Source organism: Tunturibacter gelidoferens, from assembly GCF_040358255.1.
Classification (GTDB): Bacteria; Acidobacteriota; Terriglobia; order Terriglobales; family Acidobacteriaceae; genus Edaphobacter; species Edaphobacter gelidiferens.
The window spans coordinates 5,312,526-5,327,066 of sequence record NZ_CP132938.1; the positions used below are offsets into that span (position 1 = coordinate 5,312,526).

Annotated in this window: 12 protein-coding genes; 7 read left to right on the forward strand and 5 right to left on the reverse strand. The window is 59.7% G+C overall.

Features of this window, described 5'->3' with window-relative positions:
* Window positions 1–26: 26 nt before the first annotated feature.
* On the reverse strand, window positions 27–1,064 hold the full coding sequence (locus RBB81_RS22775; protein ID WP_179585463.1) for a PhoH family protein: 1,038 nt from the start codon (window positions 1,062–1,064) through the stop codon (window positions 27–29).
* A gap of 448 nt (window positions 1,065–1,512) precedes the next feature.
* Between RBB81_RS22775 and rpsT the strand changes: the two genes are divergently transcribed.
* Window positions 1,513–1,791: a 30S ribosomal protein S20 gene (rpsT, locus tag RBB81_RS22780; RefSeq protein ID WP_179585465.1), complete on the forward strand. Its 279-nt coding sequence runs from the start codon at window positions 1,513–1,515 to the stop codon at window positions 1,789–1,791.
* 366 nt (window positions 1,792–2,157) lie between these two features.
* Here the strand turns inward: rpsT and RBB81_RS22785 are convergent, their stop codons facing one another.
* A complete protein-coding gene (locus RBB81_RS22785) occupies window positions 2,158–3,819 on the reverse strand; it encodes a hypothetical protein (RefSeq protein WP_353072260.1) in 1,662 nt (553 codons plus the stop codon).
* Window positions 3,820–4,082: 263 nt separating this feature from the next.
* Here RBB81_RS22785 and RBB81_RS22790 point away from each other — a divergent pair, with 263 nt between their 5' ends.
* Together RBB81_RS22790 and RBB81_RS22795 are read left to right on the forward strand one after the other, a co-directional pair.
* Window positions 4,083–6,098: a M13 family metallopeptidase gene (locus RBB81_RS22790; protein WP_353072261.1), complete on the forward strand. Its 2,016-nt coding sequence runs from the start codon at window positions 4,083–4,085 to the stop codon at window positions 6,096–6,098.
* Window positions 6,099–6,189: 91 nt separating this feature from the next.
* Window positions 6,190–7,110, forward strand: coding sequence for a DMT family transporter (locus RBB81_RS22795; RefSeq protein ID WP_353072262.1), 921 nt, complete (start codon window positions 6,190–6,192; stop codon window positions 7,108–7,110).
* Window positions 7,111–7,118: 8 nt separating this feature from the next.
* Here the strand turns inward: RBB81_RS22795 and RBB81_RS22800 are convergent, their stop codons facing one another.
* Window positions 7,119–8,504 carry an MATE family efflux transporter gene (locus RBB81_RS22800; RefSeq protein WP_353072263.1) on the reverse strand — a complete coding sequence of 462 codons (1,386 nt, stop codon included), beginning with the start codon at window positions 8,502–8,504 and terminating at the stop codon, window positions 7,119–7,121.
* Window positions 8,505–9,191: 687 nt separating this feature from the next.
* Here RBB81_RS22800 and RBB81_RS22805 point away from each other — a divergent pair.
* The 3 genes from RBB81_RS22805 (at window position 9,192) to RBB81_RS22815 (ending at window position 11,489) form a co-directional block, all read left to right on the forward strand.
* Window positions 9,192–10,169, forward strand: coding sequence for a zinc-dependent alcohol dehydrogenase family protein (locus tag RBB81_RS22805; RefSeq protein WP_353072264.1), 978 nt, complete (start codon window positions 9,192–9,194; stop codon window positions 10,167–10,169).
* 115 nt (window positions 10,170–10,284) lie between these two features.
* Window positions 10,285–10,629 carry an STAS domain-containing protein gene (locus RBB81_RS22810; RefSeq protein WP_179585481.1) on the forward strand — a complete coding sequence of 115 codons (345 nt, stop codon included), beginning with the start codon at window positions 10,285–10,287 and terminating at the stop codon, window positions 10,627–10,629.
* 296 nt (window positions 10,630–10,925) lie between these two features.
* Window positions 10,926–11,489 (forward strand): hydrolase, encoded by a 564-nt coding sequence (locus RBB81_RS22815; RefSeq protein WP_183792846.1) that lies wholly within the window; start codon window positions 10,926–10,928, stop codon window positions 11,487–11,489.
* 134 nt (window positions 11,490–11,623) lie between these two features.
* On the opposite strand, the gene RBB81_RS22820 is transcribed toward RBB81_RS22815, so the two are convergent.
* Window positions 11,624–12,898, reverse strand: a complete 1,275-nt coding sequence (locus RBB81_RS22820) for a threonine synthase (protein ID WP_353072265.1) — start codon at window positions 12,896–12,898, stop codon at window positions 11,624–11,626.
* A 150-nt stretch (window positions 12,899–13,048) separates the two neighbouring features.
* Window positions 13,049–13,402, reverse strand: coding sequence for a hypothetical protein (locus tag RBB81_RS22825; protein ID WP_353072266.1), 354 nt, complete (start codon window positions 13,400–13,402; stop codon window positions 13,049–13,051).
* 146 nt (window positions 13,403–13,548) lie between these two features.
* Here RBB81_RS22825 and RBB81_RS22830 point away from each other — a divergent pair, with 146 nt between their 5' ends.
* Entirely contained in the window at window positions 13,549–14,532 is a 984-nt protein-coding gene (locus RBB81_RS22830; RefSeq protein ID WP_353072267.1) for an HAD family hydrolase, read from the forward strand.
* Window positions 14,533–14,541 lie beyond the last annotated feature (9 nt).

Consider the following 14,541-nt stretch of genomic DNA (forward strand, 5'->3'; position numbering starts at 1 on the left):
CCTTGATTATCGCAGATTGGTTGAGTTCATTGAGGTTTTGGTATGGGTTTGGCGGCCTGGATGACGTTCGGATCGGGCAGGGCGGTTTCGCCGATGGGGAGCGGAAGCTGCTGCTGGGCCTTTCCGTAGCTGTCGTAGGCTCGCACGATGCGTTGGACGAGCTGGTGGCGGACGACGTCGACGTCTTCGAAGTGGCAGAAGCGAATGCCTTCGACGCCGTCGAGCACGTGGAGGGCTTCGAGGAGGCCGGACTTCTTTGGGTTGGGCAGGTCGGTCTGGGTGAGGTCGCCGGTGATGACGGCCTTGGAGTTGTTGCCGAGGCGGGTGACGAACATCTTCATCTGTTCCATGGTCGTGTTCTGGGCTTCGTCCATGATGATGAAGGCGTCGGAGAGGGTGCGGCCACGCATGAATGCGAGAGGGGCTACCTCAATGACGTTGGATTCGAGGAGCTTATCGACCTTCACGGGGTCGAGGAGATCGTAGAGGGCGTCGTAGAGTGGCCGGAGGTAAGGGTCGACTTTTTCCTGGAGGGAGCCGGGGAGGAAGCCGAGGCGTTCGCCAGCTTCGACTGCGGGACGAACCAGGATGATGCGGCTGACCTTTTTGGCCATGAGCGCCGAGACTGCCATGGCTACGGCGAGGTAGGTTTTTCCGGTGCCGGCGGGGCCGAGGCCGAAGGTCATGTCGGACTGTTCGATGGCCTCGACGTACTTGCGCTGGTTGGGCGAGCGGGGCTGAACCATGCGTTTGACGCCGGCCGAGCGCTGCTTACCTGCGTCGACAAGAGATTTGAGGGTGGTGGTGGAATCGGCGACGACGAGCTTAAGCATTCCGTTGAGTTCGCCGTTGTGGAGGTTAACGCCGGATTTTCGGAGGGTGTCGAAGTCGGTGAAGACTTGTTCGACGCGAGCAACGTTGGTGGCTTCGCCGGTAACGTGGATAGCGTCGGAGCGGAGATCGATCGTGACGTTGAGTTTGTCCTCGAGGATGCGGAGGTTTTCGTCGTGGGTCCCGTACAGGGGCTCAATGCCAGGTGTGATTTCCAGGGATTTTTTGATCAAGTAGTGTGCTGACCTCCGTCAGGGGGAGCTGGGTTGGGTGCTTGGCCGGTTGACTTGGGAGTTTTTGAGGGGAAGAGCGGACACTGGCTGGTGGCGCATTGGCTGCGCCCTTTGACTGCGACCGGGATGGCGGAAAGTGCCAATCTAGTGTCGAAGATGGGCAAAGAGTAGAACGTCGGGAAGATGGCGTCAAGGGGCAAATGATGAATAGATTTTGGTGCAGAACCGGGATGGGATCGCGGTACGGCATGTTTTCTACGAATTGGATGCTTTTCGGGGCTAATACGCCGTATTTTCGGGTAGAAGATGGGTTGACCGAAGGCCCAGGTTTCCGTAGACTTAGATATTGCAGGGAGTGCGGCAGACCGTGACTGGATACAGAGTCGGCTGGCCTTGAGCCTGCATCCCATTTTCCCCTACAAATGTAAGGGTTGAGAGAAGAGAGTTTATGGCAAATCATGTTTCGTCTTTGAAGCGCGCACGTCAGACCGTAGCCAAGACTGCGGTGAACCGCTCCAACAAAAGCAAGCTGCGCGGAACCCTGCGCCTTCTGCGCGAGTCGATCGCCAAGGGCGACCACGCTGCGGCGACCACCCAGTACCGCGAAACCGCTTCGATTTTGGACAAGAGCGTTCAGAAGGGCGTTCTGCACAAGAACACGGCGAGCCGCTACAAGAGCCGCTTGAACGCGCGCGTGAAGGCTGTTGCGCCCAAGAAGGCTGCTTAATTTTCAGTCGTTGATTTGAAGGTTTCGAGCGTAGAGATTTATGAAAAAGGCTGGCTTGCGGGAGACCGTAGCCAGCCTTTTTCTGTTTGTCCCTGTTGTCGGCAGGCGACTCGAACGTCAACCGCAACGACGAAATACAGGGATCTCTCCACTGCGTCACGCGATGAGACCGCGTGACTTCGGTCGAGATGACGATTCGTGGGTGCAGATGATTGGGTGCAGATGATTTAGATGACCGAGAGCGTACAGGGGCGCCTCGTGCATTGGTCGAGATGACGATTCGTGAGTGCGGATGATTTAGCGGGTGCAGATCGTTTCGTAGTGCCGATTGCTTAGTCGGTGCAGATTGTTTTTGGATGAGAGAGCTTATTGAGGGTTGTCCTTTGGGCGGTCGGAATTGGCTGGGCGATCTGATGGTTTGTCTGTGGGGAGGGTGTAGAGGGTGGGCGGTTTGCGGTGGACTTCGGGTGACGGGTCGCCAGAGGCTTGTGCGGCGTCGGTCGATGCTTCAGCAGCATCGCTGGATGCCGCAGCGGGGGCTTGGTTTGCGGGTGCAGGCGGCTGTGCGGAATCGGAGGTCGATGTAGCTGTGTTTGCTGGGGTTGGGGCGACGGCGTTGGCGGGCTGAGCTTCGGGTTGAACGGTGGAATCGGCTTCTTCGGCTGACGGAGAGGGTTGGCTGACGAAGCGGACTGGGAGATCGTTTTCGGGCGGGGCGGAGGTCTGGGCGAGTTTGACCGCATTCTCCTCTTTGGGGGTGAGGGGTGGGAGATGGTAGATCTCGATGGCGTTGGCGTGGATGAGGGCGAGGGAGAGGCCGTCGGGGGAGAGGGCGAAGTTTTGGCCTGCGCGCTCTACGGGGGTGCAGTCGGCGTGGAGGATTTGCTTGCCGCTGTCGGTCTGATAGACGACGACGGTTTGCGACGAGATCTCGTCGGCGCTAATGGGCTGATCGGAGATGGCGGAGGAGTGGAGGAGGACGCGGCTAAGGGCGAATCGGCCGCTGGACGGGGCGTAGACGAGGGACGGAGCGATGAAGTCGCCGAAGAGACCTTGTTCCCACATCTCCTGCCCCCTCATGTTGAAGCCGCCGACTGCACCGATGGCATTGCCGGCACGGCAGCCGAAGACGATGAACTCACTGTGACTGACGAAGAGTGGGAAGGGGCGGCAGGTGGAGTCGAAGGGAGAGAGCTCGTCGACCTTGCCGGCGTAGGAGTGGAAGTCAAAGGCGTAATGACGATGGCCCTGGTCCACGGTGGCGAGATAGCCGGCGATGGTGACCGGGACTCCTCCGGTGCCCCTGGAGTGGGCGACGCCGGCGAAGTTGGATTTGACTGCAGCACCAGGCTCTGGGGGCAGGTGGAGACGATAGAAATTGATTTGGACGACGGCGGGTTCAGGAGCCGGCTCGACTGGGGTGGGTCCGAAGAGTGGAGTCTTCTGTTTTGGAGGGGCGGGGGTGCGTTTGACGGTCTCGACGGTGAGAAGGTCGGCATCGGGAGAGAGAATGACGGCGGCTATGCGGCGATTGTCTGTGGAGAGAAAAGGGTGCTCGGCAAAGGGCTGGCTGGTGGAGAGGTTGGCGAGAGGAGCGAAGGTAGTGAGGGTGTCGCGGATACGGAGGAGGAAGTGACCGTGGCCCAGATTCCAGAGATATTGGCCGTGGTCGTGGGTGCGCCACGTGGTGCGGGCCAAAATGTGGCCAGAGGGAAGTTCGAGGAGGACGGCGTCGATGGTGCGGTCCATATCGTCCTCGGGCTCGTCGGGGAGTCGCTTGAGGAGGTGACGGGCGCTGAAGGTGAGCAAGAGGTGTTGATTGTCGACATAGTGGATCGTCAACATCGAGCTGCCTGCGAGAAGGAACTGCTCGGAGAGGGGTTGGAAGCCGAACGGTTCCAGGGGCAGGCGCAGCGAAGGCTCGGGACCTTTGGCGGCGAAGAGGAGGGGAGAGAGGAAAAAAAGAAGAACACCCATGAGCGGGAGGCGGTGGCGGAACGTCGAAATGAGAGATCTGGGAACCGTCATGGGAGTAGATGCGTATCTCTGCTCACCGAGAACGCTGGCTGTAATGCTTTCACAGACGCGCGGGCGACGCCAAGGTATGCGGACGAACGGGTGAAAATAATAGCCGGCGTTGGGTTGGTGATACAAAGGCTGCAGAAATTCTGCACACAAAGGATGATGAAATGTCGAACACTTGGATGTTGGGAGTGCCTGGCACGATGAGACGCCGGGCTGGAGTCGGTTTAGTAATTGGCTTGGCTATGGCCGGCGCCTGGAGTGCCGGATTGGCACAGCAGACCAAGGTGGTAAGCGACAATAGCAAGCCGACCGAGACTTATCTACCGATTCCGGGATTCGATACTACCTCCCTAGATACTTCGGTCGATCCCTGTAACGACTTTTACAAGTTTGCCTGCGGGAAGTTCGCGGCGAACCATCCGATCCCCTCAGATCAACCGAACGTTGACCAGTTCTACGCGCTTTATAACGTGAACACTCAATCGTTGAATGGGATTTTGAATAAGGCGGCTGCCGGTGGCGCGGGACGTTCGCCTGATGAGCAGAAGATTGGCGACTACTACAAGGCTTGCATGGACACGGACGCGATTGAAGCCAAGGGGCTGTCTCCAGTTGAACCGCTTTTGCACGAAATCGACGCGGTGAAGAGCAAGTCTGACCTACCGCCACTGATGGGGAAGCTGCAGCGGATCGGCGTGAACGTGTTCTTCGGGTATGGGGAACAGCAGGACTACAAGGACGCGACGAAGCAGATTGCGATTGCGCAGCAGGGTGGGCTTGGGTTGCCAGAAAAAGATTATTACCTTCGCACCGGAGCAAAGGACGTCGAGTTGCGAGGGCAGTATGTTGCTCACGTGGCAAAGATGCTGGAGCTCGCGGGGAGCTCTCCCGAGAAGGCAAAGAAGGATGCGCAATCAATCATGACGTTCGAGACCGCACTGGCCAAGGCGTCGATGGGCGTGACCGAGATGCGCGACCCGGAGAAGGTTTACCATTTGCAGCCGATTGCGACGTTCGAGGCGAGTATGCCGGGGTTCAAATTCGGAGAGTTCGAGGATGAAATGCACTCTCCCCATGTGACAGAGATTAACAATTCGACACCCGATTTCTTTCCTGTTCTCGAGAAGGAGATCCAGGCGACCGACTTGGAGACACTGAAGGCTTATATGCGGTATCAGGTGTTGACAACATCGGCGGGCAGGCTGCCGAAGAGGTTCGATGCAGAGAACTTCGACTTCTACGGACGCATCCTGAATGGCCAGCCGGAGCAGGCAGCACGATGGAAGCGCTGCTCGAACTCCGTGAATGGCGCGCTGGGCGAGGCGTTGGGCAAGGTCTATGTGGAGCAGTACTTTGCCGGAGACAGCAAGGCGAAGATGGTGGAGATGGTCGGCGACATTGAGGCTGCGATGGGACGGGACATCGACCAACTGGACTGGATGTCTGCGGCGACAAAAGTGAAGGCGAAAGAGAAGCTGCACGAGGTTGCGAACAAAATCGGTTATCCGGATAAGTTCCGCGACTACTCGAAGCTCGAGATCAAACCGGATGACGCGCTGGGCAATGCGCGACGTGCGGATGCATTTGAGAATGACCGCCAGTTGAATAAGATCGGCAAGCCGGTGGACCACAGCGAGTGGGGCATGACTCCTCCGGAGGTGAATGCCTACTACAACCAGAGCATGAACGACATCAACTTCCCTGCTGGCATTCTGCAGCCCTCGTTCTACGATCCGAAACAGGATGACGCGGTGAACTACGGGCATATCGGCGCGGTGATTGGACATGAACTGACCCACGGGTTCGACGATGAAGGGAAGAAGTTCGACGGCAAGGGGAACCTGAGCGACTGGTGGACGCCGGAGGATACGAAGAACTTCGTGGCTCGGACGGACTGTCTGGCGGACGAGTATGGTGGCTTTATCGCCGTCGACGACGTGAAGGTGAACGGCAGGTTGACGCTGGGCGAGAACACTGCGGACAATGGCGGGTTGCTGCTGGCTTATATGGCTTACCTCGATCGCGCGAAGAAGGAAGGCGTGGATCTGGCGGCCAGGAAGGACGGCTACACGGCGCCGCAGCGGTTCTACATCGGCTATGCGCAGAACTGGTGCGAGAACTCAAGGCCGGAGCAGGTGCGGACGCAGGTGTTGACGGATCCTCACTCGCCGGATCACTTCCGCGCGAATGGAGCGATTGTGAATCAGCAAGGATTTGCGGCGGCTTTCGGCTGCAAGAAGGGGTCGCCGATGGTGCCGGTAAAGAGCTGCCGCGTCTGGTAGCGAATTAGCTTAGTATTCGAATTCGGGACGCTGCGGGAGAGAGGCTTCGGCTTTCTCTCCCGTCCGCTTTTAAGTGTGCGAGAGTGGAAGTATGGCGGTTTTGGAGAAGAGACGGGCACTGGGGTTTGCCGCGTGTGCGCTGGCTAGTTCGCTGTGGGGGTGCGGGTTTTTCTTTGGCAAGATTGCGCTGGCGGAGATGGGCTTTGCGCATATGGTGCTGTACCGGTTTCTGTTTGCGATGGCGGTGTTGCTTCCGCTGCTGGTGACGCATCGTCCGGGGTTGAACCGGAGGGAGTGGGGGTTGCTTCTAATGGCTTCGTTTCTTGGGGTACCGCTGCAGTTTCTTATTCAGTTCTATGCGCTGTCGATTACGACGGTGAGCCATGCTTCGCTGATGGTTGGGACGATGCCGGTGATTCTGGCGGTGGGGGCGGCGGCATATGCGCATGAGCGGATGGATTGGGTAGGGTGGGTGGCGCTTGCAGGGTCGACCAGTGGGGCTGCGCTGATAGCTCTGGGTGGCGGATTGCACGCAAAGGGTGGCGCGACGCTGGCGGGGGATGCGCTGGTGGTGGTGTCGTTGCTGATCGCGTTGTTCTGGATTCTTTTCAATAAGCGGTTGATGGGGCGGCACTCGCATGTTGTGGTGACGGCGTATGGGTTGCTGCTTGGGACCTTGATGCTGATGGTGTGGGTGCCGGTGCGGTATGGGATGCCGCCGGTGGCGGGGGTTTCGGTGAAGGCGTGGCTGGCGCTGGCGGGGAGCGGGGTGCTTTGTACGGCTACGACTACGCTGCTTTGGAACTGGGGGATGACGCAGGTTCCAGCCTCGCAGGCGGGTGTGCTGCTGAATATGGAGCCGCTGATTGGGAGTCTGCTGGGGGTGCTTGTGCTGGGAGAGCGGCTGGGGCCGAGCGCGTGGGTTGGAGGTGGGTTGATTCTTGCTTCGGCGGTTACGTTGACGACGCGGTCGAAGACCAGGGTGCGCGAGGATATGGCTCTGGCTGGTTGAAGTTGTGGCTAGTGGATGGTTGTTAGTGGCTCCTGGGTCACGGTCGACGACTTCAATTTTTTGGTGGTGTGGCGCCAGATGAGGGTGAGGGTGGTGCCGGCTACGATGAGGCCGGCGCACAGGCCAAGCCAGAGACCGACGGCTCCGTAGTGGAGGCGGAAGCCGAAGAGGTAGCCGATGGGGAGGCCGATGATCCAGTAGCCGACGATCTGGACGACGAGGCCGGCGTGGGTGTTGCCGGCGCCGCGGAGGGAGCCGGTGGCAGTGATCTGGAGGCCGTCGAAGAACTGGAAGATGGCCGCTACGAAGAGCAGAGGGATGGTCGCCGCGATGACGTCGCGGTCGGCCGTGAAGCTGGCGGCGATGGCGTGGGGGAAGAGCAGGAGGACGGCCGAGAAGCAGGCCATCACGCCGGCACCGAGGAGGATTGCGGCCCATCCTGCTGAGGCGGCGTCGGCGGGGGCTTTGCGTCCGATGGCCTGACCGACCCGCACCGCCGCGGCTGCGGAGATAGCAAAAGGAACCATGAAGGTGAAGCTGGCACAGTTGAGTGCTATCTCGTGGCCTGCGAGCGGGAGGCGTCCCATGACTCCGATGAGGAAGGTGACCATGCCGAAGATCGAGATTTCGACGAAGATCTGCCCGCCGGCGGGGGCTCCGAGGAGGGCGAGGCGTCGGAGGCGGCGGGGTTCGAAGTGGCGGGCCATGCTGCGGAGGCCGTATTGGTGGCGGCGCTCGATTCGCCAGAGCGCGATCACCATGAACAGGGCGAGGTAGCAGCGAGAGAAAGAGGTGGCGAGGCCTGCGCCCGTGACGCCGAGGGCGGGGATATGGAAGGGGCCGAAGGCATGGCCGTAGATGAGTAGCCAGTTGCCGCAGACGTTGATGAGGTTTGCTGTGACCAGAGCGACCGCGATGGGGCGTACGTGGTTGAAGGCCTGAAGGTAGCGGCGGAGGGTGAAGTAGAGGAAGAGTGCCGGGGTGCCGTAGTTGAGAGCGCCGAGGAAGGCGACCGAGCCGGTGAGGACGGCGTGGTCGATGGGGAGGCGGAGCATGAGCGCCGGGGCGCAGAGGATTATGAGGATGAGCGTGAGGGCCAGGCCAGCGGCGAGGATGAGGCCGTGGAGGAGCCAGCGGTTGGCTTCTTCAAAGCGACCTGCACCGTGGGACTGGGAGAGGTAGGTGTCGAGGCCGAGGAGAATTCCGGCAATGCCGAATGCGATGGTGTTGTAGAGGACCTGGCCGAGGGCGGCGGCGGAGATGGCGAGCGCGGGGTTGGCCATGTGTCCGACCATGATGGTGTCGACGATGCCCATGGACATCCAGCCGAGTTCGGCGAGGATGAGCGGGAGGGCGAGCGTGAGCACGGGCGGGATTTGCTGGCGAATGGACATTTCTTCTCTGGGTACCCCCCTCCCCCCTCTCGGAGTATTTTGGACGCAAGTTCAATCGAATCTGCAGGATAGAAGCCTATGGTGTCTGTAGAATATTGATTCTTAGAGACTTGTGCCTAAAATACTTGTTTTGCTATATTTAGCTCGAGATTTTGCCGGAAAAGACGAAACCCCGGAGTTGCGCCGGGGTCTTTTTGAAGTCTGCTACCAGTATAACTGGTGGAATGAAACTCATACGCCACGCGAATCTGCTTGTGTGGCGCGGCGATTGGTGAGTTTGGGGGTTGACAAGGGCAAAGAGCGGTACGGCCGTAGATTGTGATAAATAGGAGCAGCTCTGTCGCGAGGGGAGAATAGACAACGCAGCAGAGGGTGGGCTGAAAGGGACGAGCGGTGAGGGCAGGTTAGAGTTCATCGGGATCCTTCGCTCCGCTCAGGATGACGGCAACGGCTTGAGGACAGATTCCATGGCGGCAACGGCTTGAGGGCAGAATTGGTGTTTGCGTCATTCGACTCTGCTCAGGAGCGAATCGGCTTGTCTGTCGCGGGGATTGGTGAGTTTGGGGGTTGACAGCTTTCGGCTGGAGGTGGCCGGACCGTTTTGGAGGCCGCCGAATCAAACGTTTGTGGCCTTTCGATAGTTGTACAGGTCAGCTGCAAGATTGCTCACGAGATTGAGAGAACTGAATGCGCGCTTATGTCGTTGAACGTCCTGAAGCAGCTTTTTCGCAGGTGGAGCTTCCCCGCCCTGTCCCTTCGGCGGGGAAGGTACTGGTGCGCGTGCACGCGAGTGGCGTGAATCCGCTGGACACCAAAATCCGGGCCGGGAAGGCGGCGCATGCAAAGCAGCCGTTGCCTGCAGTGCTGGGTCTGGATATGGCCGGGGTGGTGGAGGAGGTTGGTTCGGGGGTGACGGCGTTTCGACCGGGTGATGAGGTTTATGGCATGGTGGGCGGCGTGGGTGGGCTGCAGGGGGCACTGGCGGAGTTCGTGGTGGCGAATGCCGACCTGATTGCAAGGAAGCCGAAGTCGCTTTCGATGCGCGAGGCCGCGGCTCTGCCGTTGATCACGATTACGGCGTGGGAGGGCATGGTTGATCGCGCGAAGGTGCATGGGGGACAGAAGGTGCTGGTGCATGCGGGTGCGGGTGGAGTGGGGCATGTTGCGGTGCAGCTTGCGAAGGCGTTTGGCGCGGAGGTGTTCGCTACGGTTTCGGCGGAGAAGCGACGAGTCGTGGAAGAGTTTGGTGCAACGGCTATCGACTACCGCGCGGTTTCGGCGGAGCAATATGTCGTGCAGTATGCCGATGGTGAGGGCTTCGATATTGTGTATGACACGGTGGGCGGTGCGACGATTGACGCATCGTTTGTTGCAGTGAAGAGGTATAGCGGCCATGTGGTGAGTTGCCTGGGATGGAGCACGCACTCCCTGGCTCCGCTTTCGTTTCGCGGAGCGACGTACTCGGGTGTGTTTACGCTGATGCCTCTGCTAACGGGAGTGGGGCAGGCGCATCATGGGGAGATTCTTCGCGAGGCGGCGGCGCTGGTTGATGACGGTAAGCTGAGGCCGATGATGAACGAACGACCCTTTGCCGGAACAGATCTTGATGCTGCCCATGCATTGGTGGAGTCCGGTGCTCTGGGTAAAGTGGTGGTCGATCTCTAACGTAATTGTGAATGTTCGAGTCGGAGTGTGGCGTTTGTTTTGGGAGTGGCGAGCGGGTCTGCAGGATTTACACGGCTGTAATCTGCGGCCGGGGAGGCTTGCTACACTTTCAAACATGCTTGATCAACCTTTGACTCATAGTTTTACGCCCGGAAAGAGCGAGGGCACGACGATCCTGAAGCTCGCTGGACCGCTGACCCTGTCTACGATCTTCGGATTTCAGAATGAGTTTCGCGGACAGACGCCGCAGGTGATGATTGTGGATCTGAGCGAGAGTCCGTATATGGATTCGGCCGGGCTGGGGCTACTGATGAACTACTACGTGTCGGCGGAGAGTCATGGGCGGAAGTTGCTGCTGGCGGGGGCGAATGAGCGGATTGAGTCGCTGCTGGAGATGACGAAGGTGCACAAAGTCTTGAAGACCTTCCCGACGGTGGATGCGGCGGAGGCAAGTCTCTAGGAGCCTGTCCGTCACACTGAAGGGCTGATATTGATCTTCGGCGAGGACGCGGATCTTTAGAAAAGACAACGGCAACGGCCACCGCAGATTCCTCCCCCTTCGACTTCGCTCAGGGTGCGGAATGACAAACAAAAGAACAGGCAACGGCCACGACAGAAGAACAGGCAACAGCCACGACAGAAGAACAACATCCAAAGAACAAACTTAACTGCAAAACAGGGCTGTTTTCCTTTTTGTGAAGAAGCCTCGCTGCGAAGTTTTCGCATCTTTACATCGAGAGATACCAAGGGGGTTCTGTGAGCGATCTTGTTCTTGATCCGAAGACGACGGCGCTGGTGCTGATCGATCTGGAGTATGGCATTGCGGCAATGGATCTGGCGCCGTATAGCTCGGCTGATGTGGTGAGCCGGTGCGCTGGGCTGGCGAAGACGTTTCGGAAGAAGGGCGCGGCGGTAATTTTCGTGAAGGTGCTGATTCCGGAGATGCTGCAGCTGCCGGTGGATACGCCGTTGATGCGAGGCACGCCGCCGCCCAATGCCACTGAGTTTGTTCCGGAGGCCGGGGTGCAGGCGGAGGATCTGATTGTGAAGAAGCGGTCGTGGGGCGCGTTTTATGGGACCGATCTCGAACTGCATTTGAGGCGGCGTGGGATCAAGACGATCGTGATTGGCGGGATCGCTACTAATTTTGGCGTGGAGTCTACCGCGCGGGCTGCGTTCGATCAGGGGTATGAGGTGGTGTTCGCCGAGGATGCGATGTCGAGCGTGAGCGCGGAGGCGCATGAGTTCCCGATAAAGAATGTGTTTCCGATGATGGGGCGGGTTCGGAGTGTGACGCAGATTGTGAAGGCGCTCGGGTAGGCGGGATGGCGCGCTCTATCCTGTTTCGTGAGTCCTGCCGGACGGGCTCCCTGCGCGGGAGGCGGTCACTTCGTGACGTGTGTACCGGTCTTGGTGGGTGATGTGCGTGGGTCCTCCCTTTGGTCGGAATGGGCTTACTGTGGGGTGATGATGCCTCCTACCGGCATACTGCTGGGGAGATGGGCTTTCTTTTCGCTGGGGCGCTTGAGGTGCATGGCTTCCGCGGTCATGTCGGTGTACTTGAGGCCGGCGCCGGTGTTGAAGAGGACGACCTTGTCGGTGGGATTGAGGTCGCCGGTGGCGAGGAGGGCGTCGTAGGCCGCGGTGGCGGCGGCTCCTTCGGGGGAGAGGAAGATTCCCTCGTGTTTGGCCCAGTCCAGAATGCTGCTTAAGATCTCTTCGTCTGAAAAAGCGAGGGCTTTGCCACCGGATTGGCGGACGATGTCGAGGATGATGGCGTCGCCGTAGGGCTTGGGAACGCGAAGGCCGGCGGCGAAGGTGGCCGCGTTCTCGAAGAACTCGCTGGCGGGCTTGTGTTCGTCAAAGGCTTTGGCGATGGGAGCGCAGCCGGAGGCCTGGAGGGCGTACATCTTTGGGCGCTTGCTTCCCTTCTCGACCCAGCCTAACTGCTCCATTTCGTCGAAGGCCTTCCACATGCCGATGAGGCCGACGCCGCCGCCGGTGGGATAGAAGACCGCGTCGGGGTAGGTCCAGCCCAGCTGCTCGACGAGTTCGTAGCCCATGGTTTTTTTGCCTTCTACGCGGAAGGGCTCCTTGAGGGTGGAGATGTCGAACCAGACCTGGTTGGCGGGAGTGTTGGCGTCGCGCTGGGCTTTGATGTTTTCGGCGACCATGCGGGCGCAGTCGGAGATGAGGCCATCGACCATGGTGACGTCGGCTCCGTAGACGATGCCTTCGAGGTAGTTGGCGAAGGGGACGTCCTGGGGCATGAAGATGTGGGCCTTGATGTCTGCTGCGGCGGCGTAGGCGGCGAGGGCTCCAGCGGCGTTGCCTGCGGAGGGGACGGCGAGATGCTGGAGGCCGTAGTGCTTCGCCATGGTGACGGCGAGCGAGAGGCCGCGGGCCTTGAAGGTGCCGGTGGGGTTTGCGCCTTCTTCCTTGATGTAGAGGCCGGGGTAGCGCTTGCTGTGGAGCATGGGGGTCCAGCCCTCCCCGAGGGTGACGGGGGTTACATCTGGCAAGACGCTGGAGTAGCGCCACATGCCGAGACTCGCTGGAGAGGCTGCGGCGCGGGCGGCGATGTCTTCGCGCTTTGCGGTGTGGCGGAGCTTATCCATGTCGTAGCGGACGTAGAGGGAGCCGGCGCAGAGGGGGCAGAGAGTTTGAGGAGTTTCGGCGGTGACGTGGTGACGACAACGAGAACATTCGAGCGAAGCAATAACGGCCATATATTAGATGCTAACGGATACCTTGGGCGAAAAGACGCATTCTCAACAGGTTAAAGACTGATGAGTGAGATTCGCCTTGATCGATGATTCTGGTCAGACCGCGTGAGGCTTTGCGATCAGACTCGTGACTAGGGTGTCGTGATCAGATCGTCAGTGGCGCTGGAGCCAACGGCGGGACGAGAAGTCCGTGACGATGCTGGCGACGAGAAGCGCGAAACTGATGGCGAAGGCGCTGATGACCCAGTTGAGTTCCATACGGCCTTTGAGCATGAACCGGTCGAGGAGAGCCAGGACGAGGACGAGGACAGCCGCCTCTGCGAAGAACGAAGAACAGCGCGGTGCGGCGATGGCGATCAGGTCGAGGAGCGGGGATGGTTTCTTGTGGGGCGGAGCTTCGCCTCCGGGTGGAACCAGCGCAATTCGATTGGTGGGCTGGGGATTAGAAGCTGGAATTTGCTGCGGTGAGATGCTCCCGAGGGAGGTTAGTACATTTTTGTGAAACATAAACAAGCCTTTGTGGTGCCTGCTTCCAGTGTCTCCCGGGTGGTGCGTGAATGTCACGTGAATTTCCGGTAAATGAAAGATAATGAATGGTTTATGGATTTTTATGCGTGACGAATGAGAGAATATGCACTGAAATCGAGGTTCAAATGCGATTAATCGCAGTGGATATGGACGGGACGCTGGTGGGGCCGGATGGGCGTGTCAGTGAGCGGAATCTGGCTGCGATGAAGGCGGCGGAGGCGGCTGGTGTGCGTGTGGTGGTGGCGACGGGGCGGCGGCACTCTTATGCGATGAAGGTGCTGCGCGGGCTGGGTCTGCGGGAAGAGGATGCGCTGATCAGCTCGAATGGGACGGTGACGCGGACGATTGGGGCGCAGCTGCTGGAGAGGACGTTGCTGCCGGTGGAAACGGCACGGTGGCTATGTGGACATGTGGAGGAGTTTCGCGATGCGCTGGTGGTTACCTTCGATAAGGTGGGCGACGATGGGGAGGATGTGCGGGGGGCACTGGTGGTGGAGCATCTGGCGGAGCTGAACGCGAGCATCGGCAGGTGGGTGGCGGCGAATGAGCCTTATATCGAATGTGTGGTGCCGATTGAAAAGGCGCTGGAGGGGCACGCGCCGATCCAGATGATGCTTTGCGGGACGGTGGAGCGGATGCGGCGGGCGGAGGCGCGGCTGCTGGAGCATCCGGGGGTGTCGGCTGTTGGGGTTACGCCGCTCGGGAAGGATGAAGTGGGGCGGTTGGAGGATATTGGGCGGATTAAGGGTGGAATTTCTCCCCAGGGGAGGGCTGTTGGCGCGGAGGCGGCGCTGCATCGGACGGAGTATCCGGAGCGGGATTTGAGTATCGTGGATATTTTGCCGGCGGGGTGCAGCAAGGGGTCGGCGCTGCTGCGACTGGCGGAGACGCATGGGGTGAAGGCGGAGGAGATTCTGGCGATTGGGGATAACTGGAATGACGTTTCGATGCTGGAGGTTGCGGGGCAGGCGGTGTTGATGGGAAACGCTCCGGAGGATTTGAAGGCGATGGCTGCAGAGAGAGGGTGGGTGATGGGGCGGCGGCATGATGAGGACGGTGTGGCGGAGGCGATTGAAGCGGTGTTGAACGGTCTGCCAGTGACACGATAGTGGGAGTTT